A 16,753-nucleotide genomic window follows, 5' to 3' on the forward strand; every position below is an offset into this window, starting at 1 on the left:
TGGAAGCACATCGACCACCCGTCCGAGGTCGTCAAGGTCGGCGACAAGGTCACCGTCGAGGTGCTCGACGTCGATCTCGACCGTGAGCGCATCTCCCTGTCCCTGAAGGCGACCCAGGAGGATCCGTGGCAGCGCTTCGCCCGCACCCACGTTCCCGGCCAGATCGTCAAGGGCAAGGTCACCAAGATCGTGCAGTTCGGTGTCTTCATCTCCGTCGAAGACGGCATCGAAGGTCTGGTGCACATCTCCGAGCTGGCCAACCGCCACGTGGAGAACCCGGAGACCGTCGTCAAGCCTGGCGAGGAAGTCTTCGTCAAGGTGATCGACGTCGATCTCGACCGTCGCCGCATCTCCCTGTCCCTCAAGCAGGCCAACGACTCCGTCGACCCGGCTTCCGAGGACTTCGATCCGGCTCTGTACGGCATGCCGGCAGAGTACGACGAGCAGGGCAACTACAAGTACCCGGAGGGCTTCGACCCGGCAACCAACGAGTGGATCGCTGGTTACGAGAAGCAGCGTGAGGAGTGGGAGTCCCAGTACGCCGCCGCTCACGACCTGTGGGAGCAGCACAAGGAGTTCGTTGCCAAGGAACTCGCCAACGCCGAGGCTTCCGCAGCCGAGGATGGCCAGGCTCCGAAGGAAGAGAAGGTCGAAGAGGTTTCCAACTACTCCTCCGACAACACCTCCAACGGCACCCTCGCCGACTCCGACCAGCTCGCCGCTCTGCGCGACCAGCTGCTCGGCAAGTGAGTTTGCCGTCAGGCGACTGACGCTTAGCGTATAGGCAAAACCCGGTTCCGCTTCGGCGGGCCGGGTTTTGTTATTGTTCTATATGAACGGTGAAACATGGCATGGTGGGGAACATGTTGCGAATAGGATTGACCGGCGGTATCGCGGCAGGCAAAAGCACGGTTTCCGCGAGGTTGCGGGAGCTTGGCGCGGCACTTATCGATTACGATGTGCTCGCACGCCAGGTGGTGGAACCGGGCGGCGTCGGCCTTCGGCGCATAGTGGATTGCTTTGGCGCCGATGCGCTGACCGAGCAAGGAGAGCTCGATCGGGCGTGGATGGCCAGGCATGTGTTCTCCGGACATGACGCGGAACGGGCGCGCAAAAGACTGGACGATATCGAGCATCCGCTGATCTATGACGCCGCGGGAAAGATCGAAGGGGCGATTGCCGCTGACGATCCGCGGAGCGTCGTGGTGCATGACATTCCCCTGCTCGCGGAGGTCATCGACGGCATCCCCTTCCGTTTCGACCATGTCGTTACTGTGGAGGCGCCTGAACAATTGCGCGTCGACAGGATGGTGTCGACGCGCGGCATGACGCGAAAAGACGCGCTTGCGCGCATCCGGCATCAATCCAGCGTGGAGCAACGCCGTGCCATAGCCGACACCGTCATCGATTCCGCGCGGCCAATGGAGTGCATGCTCGAATCCGTCGACATGCTGTATGAACAGTGGCTGGCGGAATCATAACCTGATGACACGGTCGGCAAGCGCCGCGGTCTGCTCGTTATGCGTCGTGTAGATCACGATTGCCCCGTTGTCGGCAAAATCACGCAGATGGCGTATGACCATGGTTCGGTTGCCGGCATCAAGGGCCGCTGTCGGTTCATCCGCCAGAATGACGCGCAGTGATCGGCGGATAAGAAGCCTCGCGATTGCGACTCGTTGTTGTTCGCCATCCTGTTGCTGGCCTGCGTGGCATTCCCGTTTGGTGGCAATATCGTGTTGGGAATCACATGGTGTGTGATATTTCCTTTGCCTGTGGATTTGCCTATGTCGGTGAGCGTGATGATTGCCGAGCCGTTGATCATCCTTTCTTATCGACACATATGGTGCGGCGTGGTATCGGCGGCGGCTGTGACAGTATCTCGCGTAACGCAGCTGATGTGGCAGCACGGGTTGCCAGAGCGTCTGAGTGCAAGAGAAATAGTGTCTGTATTGCCTTGGACCGTTATGCCATCGCTGGCGTGCGTTGGAATCGGTCTGCTCCTGAATTGGCATCATCGGGAAGGGGAGAGGGAGTCGGAGGCACGCGGCAGGGCCAAATCGTTGGATTTGGCGGCCCGACTGCACGACGCGACGACCAATGATCTCTCCTATCTCATCATGAGCATCGACAGGCTCATGTCGGAAAGCCCTTCGCAAGGAAAGTCGATGGATTTGCCGCTGCTGCGCGAAGTGGCGCAACGGGCGCTCGATCAGACGCATGATGTCATAGCGGTTCTCTCAAGGCAAAATGTCGGAGCCACACAAGTCCCGCAATTCCATTCGCATCGTGCCGGTGAAGGCATCGCTTCGGACCGTGCGGGTCGATTCGACGCCGAGATCAAACGTCATCAGCGGGAACTCGCCGCGCTTGGTTTCCGAGGTGAGGTGATCGTGACCGATCCCTCTGACCTATTGAGTCGGTTCGACGAGAAGACGATTCAGTTGGCACGGTCGTTGCTGGAGGAAACCTTTGCCAATATCGCCAAGCATGCGGATCGTGGGCAGGAATATGTGTTTGCCATGCAGGTGCGGCAGGATGGATTGCATATATCGGTGGCTGACGTTCCTGCCAAGATGCCGGAGGGGGAATCGGCGGAATCCCCGAAGTCATTGGGTATGGGATTTGGGGTTTCCCACCTGCGGCAATCGATTGCGCAGAGCGGCGGTTGGCTGCGCACGCGGGAGGAAGACGGGTATTGGAGCTGCCTTGCGTACATTCCGATATATCATCGGGATACAGCGTGAATCGGAGGGAGACAGCGCATGGGATTCAACATTGAGCGTGTGGACAAGCCGTTTGTGGTCAAATCGCCGTACAAGCCATCCGGAGACCAGCCGAAGGCCATCGAGGAACTGGCGACGCGCATCGAAAACGGCGAGAACGACGTGGTGCTCATGGGCGCCACCGGCACTGGCAAAACCGCCACCACCGCATGGCTGATCGAACGGCTGCAGCGCCCCACGCTCATCATCGAACCCAACAAGACGCTCGCTGCCCAGCTGTGCGCCGAATTCCGCGAGCTCATGCCCGACAACGCGGTGAGCTACTTCGTCTCCTATTACGATTACTACCAGCCGGAAGCCTACATTCCCCAAACCGACACCTATATCGAAAAGGATTCCAACATCAACGACGATGTGGAGCGATTGCGCCATGCGGCCACCGCGAACCTGCTGACCCGGCGCGACTGCGTGGTGGTGGCGACCGTCTCCTGCATCTACGGATTGGGCACGCCGGAGGAATACGCCGGACGCATGCTGTTCCTGAAGGAGGGCCAGCAGATCGACCGCGACGAGCTGCTGCGCAAATTCGTGTCCATGCAGTACAAGCGCAACGACATCGCCTTCACCCGCGGTACCTTCCGCGTGCGCGGCGACACCGTGGAGATCATTCCGGTATATGAGGAGCTGGCGATTCGCATCGAATTCTTCGGCGACGAGATCGACCGCATCTCCACCCTGCACCCGCTCACCGGCGATGTGATCGACCATGAGACGCAGGTGCATATCTTCCCGGCGTCGCATTACGTGGCCGGCCCCGAACGTATGGAACATGCGCTGAAGACCATCCAGCAGGAACTGGACGAGCGCACTGCGGAACTGCGCAAACAAGGCAAGGAACTGGAGGCGCAGCGCCTCACCATGCGCACCACCTATGATCTGGAAATGCTCTCCCAAGTCGGCACCTGCTCCGGCGTGGAGAACTATTCCCGCCATTTCGACGGCCGCGAACCGGGCACGCCGCCGCACACCCTGTTGGATTTCTTCCCCGACGATTTTCTGCTCGTCATCGACGAATCGCACGTCACCGTGCCGCAGATCGGCGCCATGTACGAGGGCGACGCCAGCCGCAAGCGCACGCTGGTCGAGCATGGATTCCGTCTGCCGTCCGCGATGGACAACCGTCCGCTCAAATGGCCGGAGTTCGAGGAACGCGTCGGCCAGACGGTGTATCTGTCGGCCACTCCGGGCGACTACGAGCTCGGCCTGAGCGACGGCGTGGTCGAGCAGATCATCCGTCCGACGGGCCTCGTCGACCCGCAGATCGACGTGCGACCGGTCGACGGGCAGGTCGACGACCTGCTCGCCGAGATCAAGGAACGCGTGGCGAGGAACGAGCGCGCGCTGGTCACCACGCTCACCAAGAAGATGGCCGAGGACCTCACCGACTATCTGCTGGAGCGCGGCATCAAGGTCGAATACCTGCATTCCGACGTCGACACGCTGCGCCGCGTGGAACTGCTGCGCGAACTGCGCGAAGGCAAGATCGACGTCATCGTCGGCATCAACCTGCTGCGTGAGGGACTCGATCTGCCGGAGGTTTCGCTGGTGGCGATACTCGATGCCGACAAAGAAGGCTTCCTGCGCTCCTATCGTTCCCTCATCCAGACCATCGGGCGTGCGGCGCGAAACGTGTCCGGCAAGGTCATCATGTACGCGGACGACATCACCGACGCCATGCACAAGGCCATCGATGAGACCAACCGCCGCCGTGACATCCAAATCGCGTACAACAAGGAACACGGCATCGATCCGAAGCCGCTGATCAAGAAGATCAGCGACGTCAACGACATGCTCGCCAAAGAGGACGTCGACACGCAGACCCTGCTCGGCACCGGATACCGCAACGCGGGCAAGGCCGGCAACTCGCATCTCGGCGTGCCCGCCACCACCAAGGACGATATGGACAAGAGGCATGAGGAGATCCTCAAGGCGGGTCTGCCCGCGCAGGATCTGTCGGACCTGATCAGGCAGCTGTCCGAACAGATGCACACTGCGGCCGAGCAGCTGCAATTCGAGCTCGCCGCGCGTCTGCGCGATGAGATCCGCGACCTGAAGAAGGAACTTCGCCAGATGACGGAGGCGAGCAAGTGACATCAATGCCGGTGCGGTCCGTCATACGGATTACGTACCATGGGGAGCTATGGCTGAAACCCCTCTTGCATTTATGATCGCCACATTTGTGGTGCTTGCTGTGTTTTTTGTAGTCGACTTGTTCGTGATCGGTCGAAAGCCACATGTTCCGTCCACCAAGGAATGCGTGCGGCATATCGCGTTCTTCGTGGTCATGGCTCTCATCTTCGGAGCCTTGGTATGGTTCTTCGCCGGTTCCAAGCCGGCCATCGAGTTCTACTCGGGCTGGCTGACGGAATACTCGCTGAGCATCGACAATCTCTTCGTGTTCGTCATCATCATGTCGAACTTCGCGGTGCCCAAGCAATTGCAGAAGTTCGTGCTTTCCGTCGGCATCACCATCGCGCTGGTGCTGCGCGGCGCGTTCATCCTCGTCGGCGCGGCCATCATCTCCCGTTTCACCTGGGTGTTCTTCCTGTTCGGCGCATTCCTCATCGTCACCGCGATCAAGCTCGTGGCCGGGGGAGAGGAAGATGAGGAATACCACGAGAACGGTCTGATCCGCGCGTTGCGCAAGGTCATCAGGATCACCGACGAATACGATGGCGAAAAGCTGCGCACCGTCAAGAACGGCGTCAAGCACTGGACCCCGATGCTCATCGTCTTCCTGACGATCGGCACCACCGACGTGATGTTCGCCTTCGATTCCATTCCCGCGATTTTCGGCTTGACCAAGGATCCGTTCATCGTGTTCACCTCCAACGTGTTCGCGTTGCTTGGCCTGCAGCAGCTGTACTTCCTGCTCGGCGAATTGCTGGACAAGCTCGTGTATCTTCCCGTCGGCCTGTCGGTGGTGCTGGGATTCATCGGCATCAAGCTGATCATGGAGGCGTTGCATGGCAATTCGCTGCCGTTCCTCAACGGCGGCCAGCCGGTTTCCTGGGTGCCGGAAGTGCCCACATGGCTTTCCCTCGCGGTGATCGTCGTGGCGATCGGCGGCGCCGCTTTGGCCAGCGTGCTGAAGATGAAGTCCGTCGATTCGAGCGGAAAATGACATTGACGTGAATCTGCCGGAAACGGTGGATTCCTTACTCATTACAGAAATGTGAGCGCTCACAACACACCTCGCTGCGGGGTGGCAGTGAGCGCTTTTTGCTAGTAAACTACTCGTTTGGAAACAGGGCCGTCAGGTCCAATCACAATAAACAGGAATAGGCAGGCAATACATGCGTAAAGCCAAGATCGTAGATACCATCGGTCCAGCTACCGAGTCTCTGGAAGGCATCACCAGCCTTGTCGAAGCGGGTATGGACGTCGCTCGTCTGAACCGCTCCCACGGCACCCCGGAAGACCACCTCAAGGTCTACAACAACCTTCGTCAGGCCGCCAAGACCACCGGTCGCAACGTCGCCGCGCTGGTTGACCTGCAGGGTCCGAAGATTCGTTGCGGTTGGTTCAAGAAGAACGCCCAGGGCGAGGACAAGGTCCAGCTGACCGCTGGCCAGGAGTTCGTCATCACCACCGACGACGTCGAGGGCGACGAGCACATCACCTCCACCACCTTCAAGGGCCTGCCGGGCGACTGCCACCCGGGAGACCCGATTCTGATCGATGACGGCAAGGTCCGTCTTGAGGTCACCAAGGTCGAGGGCAACAACGTGCACACCAAGGTCGTCGTGGCCGGACCGGTTTCCAGCCACAAGGGCATCAACCTGCCGGGCGTCGCCGTCTCCCTGCCGGCTCTGACCGAGAAGGATGAGGCCGACCTTCGTTGGGCCATCCGCACCGGCGCCGACATCATCGCCATGTCCTTCGTGCGTTTCGCCACCGACATCGACCGCGCCCACGAGATCATGGACGAGGAGGGCCGCCGCATCCCGATCGTCGCCAAGATCGAGAAGCCGCAGGCTCTGGAGAACCTCGAAGACATCGTGAAGGCCTTCGACGGCATCATGGTCGCCCGTGGCGATATGGCCGTCGAGTGCCCGCTGGAAGAGGTCCCGCTGGCCACCAAGCGCTGCATCGAGCTGGCTCGCCACTACGCCAAGCCGGTCATCGTGGCCACCGAGGTTCTGGGCTCCATGGTCAACTCCCCGGTCCCGACCCGTGCAGAGGCCTCCGACTGCGCCAACGCCGTGCTTGACGGCGCCGACGCCACCATGACCTCCAACGAGACCGCCGTCGGCAAGTACCCGGCAGTCACCGTGAGCACCATGAACCGCATCTCCACCTTCGCCACCGAGCACGGCTTCGACCGTATCCCGGAGCTGAAGAACCTGGATATGTCCTCCACCGGCGCCGTGTCCTCCGCCGCCGTCGACCTGGCCGACAAGCTCAACGCCAAGGCCATCGTCGCCTACACCCAGACCGGTTCCACCGTGCACCGCGTGTCCCGCGAGCGTCCGGCCACCCCGATCTACGGCATCACCAACAACGAGCACACCTACCACTGGCTGGCTCTGTCTTGGGGCACCGAATCCTTCCTGACCACCGAGGACTACCACGACAAGTCCCGCAAGGACCTCATGGTCTTCACCGACAAGGTCCTGAAGGATGCCGGCAAGGTCTCCGACGGCGACAAGATCGTCGTGCTGAGCTCCGCCCAGGGCGAGCACCAGCCGGGCCGCACCGACTCCATCTACGTCCACACCGTCGGTGCCTGCGACTGAGATGTGAATTCGGTCGGTAAGCCGATCCGATAATGCGTGCGCATGCATGAGAAGAGTCCCTCTTCGGAATTTTCGAAGAGGGACTCTTCTCATATGTGGATCACCGATACTGACGGCGGTGCCCACGGTATGCCGCGAGGCCGTGACGGTGCGGACCGCATGGCGTACACGCCACCCTTCCGATGTGGCGAAACACGGCGATGCCGAGAATTTGCCCCGAGGATGAATTCATGTTATAGTAGCGAAGTTGCGAAAAGCCCTCGTATCCCAATTGGTAGAGGAAGCAGCCTCAAAATCTGCGCAGTGTGGGTTCGAGTCCCACCGAGGGCACGTAAAGAAGCAATCCAAGCCCAGGTTGGGGCATATTGGCCGGCTTTGGGTGTGACAGTGGAAAGAGATCACATGTCTGCAAAGAAGACCATTGAACCGGACGAAGTGCTCACTGCCGAAGAGCTTCAAGCCGCAGCCGAACCTGAGCATCCCGCGGAAAAGGAAGACTCCCACAAGCGCACCGTTGTCGTCGCCGAGGATGAATCCGTGAACCGTATGGACTTGGTGGCAATGCTCGAAGACAACGGTTATGAGGTTGTCGGTGAGGCCGCCAATGGCGAGGAAGCGGTCGATCTCACCCGTAAGTTCCGTCCAAGCGTGGTGTGCATGGACGTCAAGATGCCGCGCATGGACGGCATCGAGGCGGCCGGCATCATCTGCGACGAGAACATCGCCCCTGTGGTCATGCTTACGGCGTTCTCCCAGTCCGATCTGGTCAAGAAGGCTACCGGTGCGGGAGCCATGGCGTACGTCACCAAGCCATATGAGGAATCCAAGCTGCTTCCGGCCCTCGAGGTCGCCATGGGACGTTTCGCCGAGATCAACGATCTTCTCGACAACGTCGAGCGCAGCGAATCCAAGCTTCATGAAACCGAAGAACAGCTCAGGAAGACCGAGGAGCAGCTGAAGAAGGCCGAGGAGACCCTTGAGGAGCGCAAGCTCGTCGACCGTGCCAAGGGCCTGCTGATGGACAAGGCCGACTTCTCCGAGCAGGGTGCCTTCCGCTGGATTCAGAAGACCTCCATGGACCAGCGCATCCCGAAGAAGCGTCTGGCCATGGCCATCATCGCCAAATACGGCGAACAGAAGTCGGAAGCAGAGGATGAGCGCTAACACAGCAACTGTGGAAGGCACTTCACGCGGAACGCTATTGGTCGTCGACGGCCACTCTTTGGCGTTCCGCGCTTTTTTTGCCTTGCCCGTAGAGAATTTCAGTACGTCCGAAGGCCAAGCCACCAACGCCGTCTGGGGCTTCACCAATATGCTGTCGCAGGTGATCGATGCGGAACATCCCGATCACCTCGCCGTGGCATTCGACGTGAAGGGCGGCACGTTCCGCAACAAGATGCTGCCCCAATACAAGGGCACGCGTGACGCGGCCCCGCAGGAACTGCTCAGCCAGCTGCCGCTGATCCAGCGTCTGCTGACCGCGCTGGGCATCACCTACATCGAAAAACCGGGATACGAGGGCGACGATGTGATCGGCACGCTCGCCACCATGGGAGACAGGGCCGGATACCGCACTTTGGTGCTTTCCGGCGATCGTGACGCCTTTCAGCTCATCGACGACAACACCACCGTGCTGTTCCCCGGCCACCACTTCAAAGATCTGAGGCATATGACGCCGGCGGCCGTGCAGGAGAAATACCATGTCACGCCCGCGCAGTATCCGGATCTGGCGGCTCTGCGCGGCGAAACCGCCGACAACATCCCGGGGGTACCGGGCGTCGGCGACGGATTCGCTGCCAAATGGATCAACCTGTATGGCGGACTCGAGCAAATCATCGAGCATGCCGATGAGATCGGCGGCAAAAAAGGCGCGGCCCTGCGTGACAGCATCGAACAGGTCAAGCTGAACCGTTCGGTGAACGCGCTGGTGCGCGACCTCGATCTGGGCGTCTCCGTGGACGACCTGACATTCGGTGATGTCGATGTCGATGCGCTTGACGAACTGTGCTCCGAATTGGAGTTCGGCAGCCGTACCAAGACGCGGGTGCTGAGGACCTTCAATATCGAGGGCGCTTCATCATCGACGCCGTCACACGAGACCGTGAGGCTCGAGCTTCCCCAAGTGGAGACCATCGACGGCGCAGACGCTCTGGATTCGTGGGCGCGGCAGCATCTGCCGGCGCCGGAAGAGCATCTGCATGATGCGGATGAACATTCCGCAAAGGAGAGCCCATTCGGATTCGCCATCGACCGCGCCGCGAAATGCGCCGCGCAAGTAGGCCGTTCATGGACGCTGTATGCGGACGGTAACGGCAAGCCGGGCGCGGCCTCATTCCACGGGCTGATGCTGTCGGCAGACGGCCACGCGGCATACATCGGCCATATCGACGAAGAGATGGCGGCCCGCATCCAGCATGTGCTGGACCGGTACCACCGATCGATGACCGTGCATGGGTACAAGGAACAGTCGCATATCCTCGACGAATGCCAAGTGACGCTTCCCACGCCATTGTTCGACACCAAGCTCGCGGGATATCTGGTCCATCCCGATTTCCACGCGGAGAACATCGAACAGGCGGCAGCCCATTTCCTCGACCTGCATATCGAGGAACGGACCGATGCCGCGACACAAGGCACGCTCGACTTCGACGCTCCCGAGGAAACCGACGAAAACGAGCGGGAACATGCCGCACGGACCATTGCGATCATCGGCATGCTCGCCGTCACGCTCGCAGGCATGCTTGACCAGCGCGAACAGTACGGCCTGTTGCGCTCCATCGAGATGCCCGTCTCCCATGTGCTGCACGACATGGAACATGTGGGCGCGCAGGTCGATATGACCCGCCTGACGACGATGAGCGAGGAACTCGCGGCCGAAGCCAACCAAGCACAGGAAACCGCTTGGGAATTCGCCGGCGAACAGGTGAATCTACAAAGCCCCAAGCAGCTGCGCAGGATTCTGTTCGAAGACATGGGTCTCAAACCGACGAAGAAGACGAAGTCGGGATCGTACACCACTAACGCCGCCGCCTTGCAGACGCTCCGTGACCGCTCCTACGGCAACGACCGCGCCTGCCAGTTCCTCGACGCGCTGCTGCTGCACCGCGAGAAGAACAAGCTCAAGCAGATCGTGCAGACGTTGATCGACACCACCAACAGGCGGGATGGCCGCATCCACACGACGTTCGAACAGACGGTGGCCGCAACCGGGCGGTTGAGCTCGGTCGATCCGAATCTGCAGAACATTCCGAACCGCGACCCCGAGGGCCGCCGCATTCGATCCGCGTTCGTGCCGGGAGAGGGATTCGAGGCGCTGCTGAGTTCCGACTACTCCCAAGTGGAGCTGCGCATCATGGCCGACCTCTCCGGCGACGAGGCGTTGATCGAGGCGTTCCGTTCCGGCAAGGACTTCCACAAATACGTGGCCAGCCTGGTATACGGCATTCCGGTCGAAGAGATCACGCCGGACCAGCGCAGCCACGTCAAGGCGATGAGCTACGGCTTGGCCTACGGTCTCAGCACCTATGGCCTGGCGCAGCAGCTGAAGATCAGGCCGAAAGAGGCTGAATCGCTGAGGAACCAGTATTTCGCCACGTTCGGCAAAGTGCACGAATATTTGGAATCGCTTGTGGCCATGGCCCGTGAAAAGGGATACACGGAGACCATCTACGGTCGTCGCAGGTATTTCCCAGGGCTGAAATCCACGAGCCGCGCGATACGGGAGGCCGCCGAACGCGCCGCATTGAACGCGCCCATCCAGGGCTCGGCGGCGGACATCATGAAAATCGCCATGATCCGCGCCGACCAGGCGTTGCGCGAGGCGAATCTCAACAGCCGGATCATTCTGCAGATCCATGATGAACTGGTCGTCGAAATCGCGCCGGGCGAGGCCGACAAGGCCACGGAAGTGGTGAAGAACGCCATGGAGCATGCCGTGAAGATGGCGGTCCCATTGAACGTCTCCACCGGCATCGGTTCCGATTGGCAGCTCGCCGCACACTGATCCCGAATATCGGTCCGCGGCATTTGCCGTATCATCGATGTGAACGAAAAGAACGAATAAGAACGAAGGACGCACGATTCATGGCAACACTCAAACAGGTCGTCGATGTACTGGAGACGCTGTATCCGCTGCGATACGCGGAGAAGTGGGACGAACCCGGGCTGATCGTCGGCGATCTGCGCCATGAGGTGCGCAACATCGCGTTCGCGGCCGATCCGACGATGGCCGTCGTGGAACAGGCCGTCGAAGCCGGCATCGACCTGCTGATCTGCCACCACCCGCTGTTCTTCCGTTCCGTGCATGCCGTCTCCGGCTTGGGCTTCCGCGGTGAGATCGTCAGAAAGCTCAGTCTCGCGGGTTGCGCGTTGTGGGTCGGACACACCAACGCCGATGCCGCATACCGTGGCGTCGGCATGGCCGCCGCCGATGCGTTCGGACTGGTCGACCAGCGCCCACTGGTACCGATCGACGATCCGAAGGCGGTCCAGCCTGTCGGATTGGGGCGCGTCGGACGCTTGGAGCAGCCGATGGCGTTGCGCGATTTCGCCAAGCGCGTCGCCGACGCGTTGCCATACACCGAGCTTGGCGTGCAGGTGTGCGGCGATTTGGACGCCTCCATCAATACCGTGGCCGTATTGCCCGGTTCCGGTGATTCGCTTTTCGACGAGGTGCGCGCCGCGGGCGTCGATGCGTACGTGACCAGTGATCTGCGCCACCATCCGGTGACCGATGCCATCGAGCAGGCCCGTTACGAGGCCTCGATGCGTGCCAGCGGCATCGCTTTGGGGCAGGGCGACTCCCAAATCCGGCCGGTGTTCATCAACACGCCGCACAGCGCCATCGAATCCATGTGGTTCCAATACGCCATGGGCGATGTGCCCCGCGCCGTGTCCGAGGCGACGGGCGACATCCCCACCGTCCGTTGGATTTCCATGAACACCGATCCATGGAACCTCGTACTGCCGTCCTCCGGCCAGGAGCGCTGACCGACATGTGCGCCATGGACGGCGATGTGGAGGATTCGCTGGATCGTTCCAGCGACGGTGTCGACATGACCAGGCCTGCGGTGAGACTCAGCTGCGAACAGGTCTACCAAGGCGCGATCTTCAGCGTCGACGACATGCGCATCGCATTGCCGTTGCGCGACGGAGGCCAGACGGTGATACGCCGTCAACTGATGCGCCACGCGCCCTGCGTGGTCATGCTGGTGCACGACTGCGACACCGACAAATACCTTCTGGAACGCGAATACCGTGTCGGCAGCGACCGGTTCGCCTACGGTCTGCCAGCAGGTCTGATCGACGCCGGCGAGGACGTCGACCAGGCCGCGTTGCGCGAACTCCGCGAGGAAACCGGCGTGGAACCGGTGGGGAAGGACGGCATTCGCATCGACCATGTCGGCGCATACTATTCCTCCGAAGGCATGACCAACGAGCTGGCGCACATCATGGTGCTGCATCTGCGGCAATGGAAGACCGTCGCGCGGCATTTCGATGACAGCGAGCATGTGGAATCGGCATGGGTCACTTGGCGGCAGCTGTGCGATACGCGGATCACCGCGTCCAATTCGGTCATCGCGGTGCAGCACGAGCGGATCCGCCGCATGCGGACGGCGTTGGGCACCCGGGAGAACGCCGGACGGAACGCGATGTCGGCGCGGTAACCCCCATCAAATCCAATTGCCGGACGTAATAATGGCGGTTCCTTGCAAGCGGACGTGAGATACTAATACTATGCAAATCAGACCTGGATCGATGTATCCACTCGGTGCGAGCTACGATGGCGCCGGTGTGAATTTCGCCCTTTTTTCGCAGGTTGCGCAAAAAGTGGAGCTCTGTCTGTTCGATGAAGACGATCATGAGACCAGAATCGAAATGACCGAGCAGAACTCGTACGTCTGGCACAACTACCTGCCCGGCATCCAACCTGGACAACGCTACGGCTACCGCGTATACGGTCCCTACGATCCGAACCAAGGATTGCGGTGCAATCCGAACAAACTGCTTCTGGACCCATATGCCAAAGCCATCGAAGGCAACATCGACGGCGATGAAAGCCTCTACTCCTACTGGTTCAAAAGCCCGGATGACGTCACGGCCATGAACACCCTGGATTCGGCGCCGCACACCATGAAGGCGGCGGTGATCAATCCGTATTTCGATTGGGGCAACGACCAGCACCCACACATCTCCTATCACGATTCGGTCATCTACGAGGCCCATGTGCGCGGCATGACCAACCTCAACCGGGAAGTGCCGCCGGAAATCCGCGGAACCTACGCAGGACTCGCATACCCGACGGTGATCGAATACCTGAAGAAACTCGGCGTCACCGCGATCGAACTCATGCCGATCCACCAGTTCGTCAACGACAGCTTCCTGCAGGAAAAAGGCCTCAGCAACTATTGGGGCTACAACACCATCGGATTCTTCGCGCCCCACAACGCCTACTCCAGCTCCGGACAACGCGGCGAACAGGTCAACGAATTCAAATCCATGGTCAAGGCATACCACCGCGCCGGCATGGAGGTCATCCTCGACGTGGTGTACAACCACACGGCGGAAGGCAACAACCGGGGACCGACCCTCAGCTTCAAAGGCATCGACAACGGCGCATACTACCGTCTGGTCGACAACGACAAACGACACTACTTCGACACCACCGGCACAGGCAATTCGCTGCTGATGCGCTCGCCGCACGCGCTGCAGCTCATCACCGACAGCCTGCGCTACTGGGTGACCGAAATGCACGTCGACGGTTTCCGCTTCGACCTCGCCGCCACGTTGGCGCGGCAGTTCCAAGAAGTCGACAAGCTCTCCGCGTTCTTCGACATCGTCGAACAGGATCCGGTCATCTCCCGTGTCAAACTCATCGCCGAACCCTGGGATCTCGGCTCCGGCGGATACCAAGTGGGCGGATTCCCGTCGAGCTGGTCGGAATGGAACGGCCGCTACCGCGACTGCGTACGCGATTTCTGGCGCTCGCAACCATCGACGCTGCCGGAATTCGCCAGCCGTCTGATGGGAAGCTCGGATCTCTACCAGGTGAACGGACGCCGGCCGGTGGCCTCCGTGAACTTCGTCACCGCGCATGATGGATTCACCATGAACGATCTCGTCAGCTACAACGAGAAGCACAACGAGCTCAACGGTGAGGACAACCGTGACGGCGAGAATAACAATCGTTCCTGGAACTGCGGTGTGGAAGGACCGACCACCATCAAGGACGTCAATGCACTGCGTCGCCAGCAGATGCGCAACATGTTCGCCACACTGCTGGTCAGCCAAGGCATTCCGATGATCTGTGGCGGCGACGAGGTCGCGCGCACGCAGCGGGGCAACAACAACGCCTACTGCCAGGACAACGCGATCTCATGGACCGATTGGAATCTGGACGAAGACAAGAAGGACCTGCTCGCCTTCGTGTCGAAGATGATCCACTTGCGCCTGGAGCATCCGGTGCTGCACCGCAGGCGTTTCTTCACCGGACGCGAACCGGGTGACGCCGGCGACGGCATCCCGCAGGTCGAATGGATGGACCACACCGGTTCCATCATGGACATGGAGGATTGGTCGAACACCCACGCCTTTTCGGTGATGATCTATCTGAACGGTTCCGACATCCCGGAGACGGATTGGTACGGCAACAAGATGGTCGACAACGACTTCATCCTGATTTTCAACGCGCACTACGAGCCGATCATGTTCACTTTGCCGGATGAGAAATACGGCAAGAAATGGCGGCTCATCGTGGACACGCACAATCCGAAGGGGCCGGAACTCAACTACGAGGCGGGCTTCGCGATCACCGCGCAGCCGAGAAGCTTCCTGCTGTTGATGAGCGACACGAAATTGGAGGCCCGGCATTTCGATTTCTGAGCGTCTCAGGCTTCGGAGGCAAGTCGCGAGACCGTGCCGGGCTGCACTTCCGACGCCTCCGCCAGATCCTCGACCGATTTCGGCGTATTCGCCTGGGCCAGAACCAGCTGGGTCTGCACACGGTCGGACTCTATCGCCGCGATCTGTCTGGAGAAGATGATGAACCAACCGAGGAACATCATGCCGGCCAACGCTTCGACGTTCGTAAGTGTGTCGTCGCCGCTCAGCCAACGGAAACCCGCCATGGCGCACACGGCGATCGCAAGGTCGGACACCACATACACGACCTTGGAAAGCTGGGGCGCGAGCCAGGGGAGTGCGAGCAGCAGCACGCCCATCAGACACGGCAGGCCACGTGCGAACACATTGTGCAGAATCGGATGGGGCGTGTAGCGGAACAGCCCGATGCCGATGAAGGCGATGCCGGCCAACGTCAGCATGAACGCCAACATGAGGATCCGCGCCTTGAAATGCTTCGGCGATTTGCCGGCATCCTTCGCGGACGTGTACTGCATCTGCAGACGATGCGTGGTGATGAGCTCTGAAATCGCGAAGTAGCTGATGATCACGATGCAGATGCCGGCCAGCATCAATGTCGAATTGAACATGCGCGCCGCGAAGGTGGTGCGGTCTCCCAGCTGGGAGAAATTGTTGTTGTACCAGTACGGGTCGTCGGACGTCAGGCCCGCGATGCTCACGCCGGACACCACGAAGAACGGCAGCAGGGAGGCGATGGTCTTCGCATTCATCAGCTCGGCCTGCACCAGGGTGACATAGCCGACTACGCCCGCGATGGCGGCGCACAGAATGGGCAGATACCCTTTCAGCGTGGCGATGCCCATCATGCTGTTGATGATGGAGAACATCATGAACGACGTTACGAAAATCGTCGAAGCATACACTACGGAAAGCGCGAGAATCTCGAAAACGCGACGAATCGGCATGATCCAACCATGCTTGAGTGTCAAGGAACGCGACTTGCGTGCATAACCGAACACAAACGAGATGACGCCGCAGCCGGCCACGATGCCCGCGCAGACGGTGAACAGACGCTGGGTGACACGCCAGATGGCCGGAGCGTTCTGCATGTACAGATTCATGCAGCACCATGCGACGATGGCGCATACGATGAAGGAGACGATGCCCGACGATTCAGCCTGCTGATGACGTCCCATGCTGCTCCTCCCGACTCATTCGCCATTGTAGCCCGTCGTTGTCCAAACATACGCTATACTGTAATCTTGTGTTCAGTTGCTTTACGCATAACGAACATGACGGGCTGTAGCGCAGTTTGGTAGCGCGTCTGCTTTGGGAGCAGAATGTCGCAGGTTCAAATCCTGTCAGCCCGAC

12 protein-coding genes and 2 tRNA genes are annotated in these 16,753 nt (G+C 60.3%); 13 read left to right on the forward strand and 1 reads right to left on the reverse strand.

Translation table 11 applies throughout. From position 1 onward, the window contains the following. From B3C64_RS07280 to glgX, 12 genes are all read left to right on the forward strand, one after another. Window positions 1-750, forward strand: a 750-nt coding sequence (locus B3C64_RS07280; protein ID WP_291534803.1) for a S1 RNA-binding domain-containing protein, incomplete at its 5' end; no start/stop codon positions are given. 101 nt (window positions 751-851) lie between these two features. Then, window positions 852-1,481, forward strand: coding sequence for a dephospho-CoA kinase (gene coaE / locus B3C64_RS07285; protein WP_291534804.1), 630 nt, complete (start codon window positions 852-854; stop codon window positions 1,479-1,481). A 195-nt stretch (window positions 1,482-1,676) separates the two neighbouring features. Then, window positions 1,677-2,744 carry a histidine kinase gene (locus tag B3C64_RS07290; RefSeq protein ID WP_291534805.1) on the forward strand — a complete coding sequence of 356 codons (1,068 nt, stop codon included), beginning with the start codon at window positions 1,677-1,679 and terminating at the stop codon, window positions 2,742-2,744. An 18-nt stretch (window positions 2,745-2,762) separates the two neighbouring features. Beyond that, window positions 2,763-4,874 (forward strand): excinuclease ABC subunit UvrB, encoded by a 2,112-nt coding sequence (uvrB, locus tag B3C64_RS07295; RefSeq protein WP_291534806.1) that lies wholly within the window; start codon window positions 2,763-2,765, stop codon window positions 4,872-4,874. Between the two features lie 49 nt (window positions 4,875-4,923). Then, entirely contained in the window at window positions 4,924-5,907 is a 984-nt protein-coding gene (locus B3C64_RS07300) for a TerC family protein (protein ID WP_291534807.1), read from the forward strand. Between the two features lie 172 nt (window positions 5,908-6,079). After that, window positions 6,080-7,522, forward strand: coding sequence for a pyruvate kinase (gene pyk / locus B3C64_RS07305; RefSeq protein ID WP_291534808.1), 1,443 nt, complete (start codon window positions 6,080-6,082; stop codon window positions 7,520-7,522). A 256-nt stretch (window positions 7,523-7,778) separates the two neighbouring features. Then, window positions 7,779-7,852: transfer RNA gene (locus tag B3C64_RS07310), tRNA-Leu, on the forward strand. A gap of 72 nt (window positions 7,853-7,924) precedes the next feature. Next, entirely contained in the window at window positions 7,925-8,686 is a 762-nt protein-coding gene (locus B3C64_RS07315) for an ANTAR domain-containing response regulator (RefSeq protein ID WP_291534809.1), read from the forward strand. Continuing rightward, on the forward strand, window positions 8,676-11,525 hold the full coding sequence (gene polA / locus B3C64_RS07320; protein ID WP_291534811.1) for a DNA polymerase I: 2,850 nt from the start codon (window positions 8,676-8,678) through the stop codon (window positions 11,523-11,525). Before B3C64_RS07315 ends, polA begins: the two co-directional genes overlap by 11 nt. Before the next feature lie 80 nt (window positions 11,526-11,605). Further along, window positions 11,606-12,511, forward strand: a complete 906-nt coding sequence (locus tag B3C64_RS07325; RefSeq protein ID WP_291534813.1) for a Nif3-like dinuclear metal center hexameric protein — start codon at window positions 11,606-11,608, stop codon at window positions 12,509-12,511. Between the two features lie 5 nt (window positions 12,512-12,516). Further along, window positions 12,517-13,188: an NUDIX hydrolase gene (locus B3C64_RS07330; protein WP_414632180.1), complete on the forward strand. Its 672-nt coding sequence runs from the start codon at window positions 12,517-12,519 to the stop codon at window positions 13,186-13,188. Window positions 13,189-13,258: 70 nt separating this feature from the next. After that, window positions 13,259-15,403: a glycogen debranching protein GlgX gene (gene glgX / locus B3C64_RS07335; RefSeq protein WP_291534814.1), complete on the forward strand. Its 2,145-nt coding sequence runs from the start codon at window positions 13,259-13,261 to the stop codon at window positions 15,401-15,403. Between the two features lie 5 nt (window positions 15,404-15,408). Here the strand turns inward: glgX and B3C64_RS07340 are convergent, their stop codons facing one another. Beyond that, the gene (locus tag B3C64_RS07340; RefSeq protein ID WP_291534816.1) at window positions 15,409-16,578 is read right to left on the reverse strand and encodes an ABC transporter permease; all 1,170 of its coding nucleotides are present in this window, start codon (window positions 16,576-16,578) and stop codon (window positions 15,409-15,411) included. Window positions 16,579-16,678: 100 nt separating this feature from the next. Here B3C64_RS07340 and B3C64_RS07345 point away from each other — a divergent pair. Continuing rightward, window positions 16,679-16,752, forward strand: a tRNA-Pro gene (locus tag B3C64_RS07345). Window position 16,753: the final 1 nt, after the last annotated feature.

The sequence above is a fragment of the Bifidobacterium sp. UBA6881 genome (genome assembly GCA_002451435.1).
GTDB lineage: Bacteria > Actinomycetota > Actinomycetes > Actinomycetales > Bifidobacteriaceae > Bifidobacterium.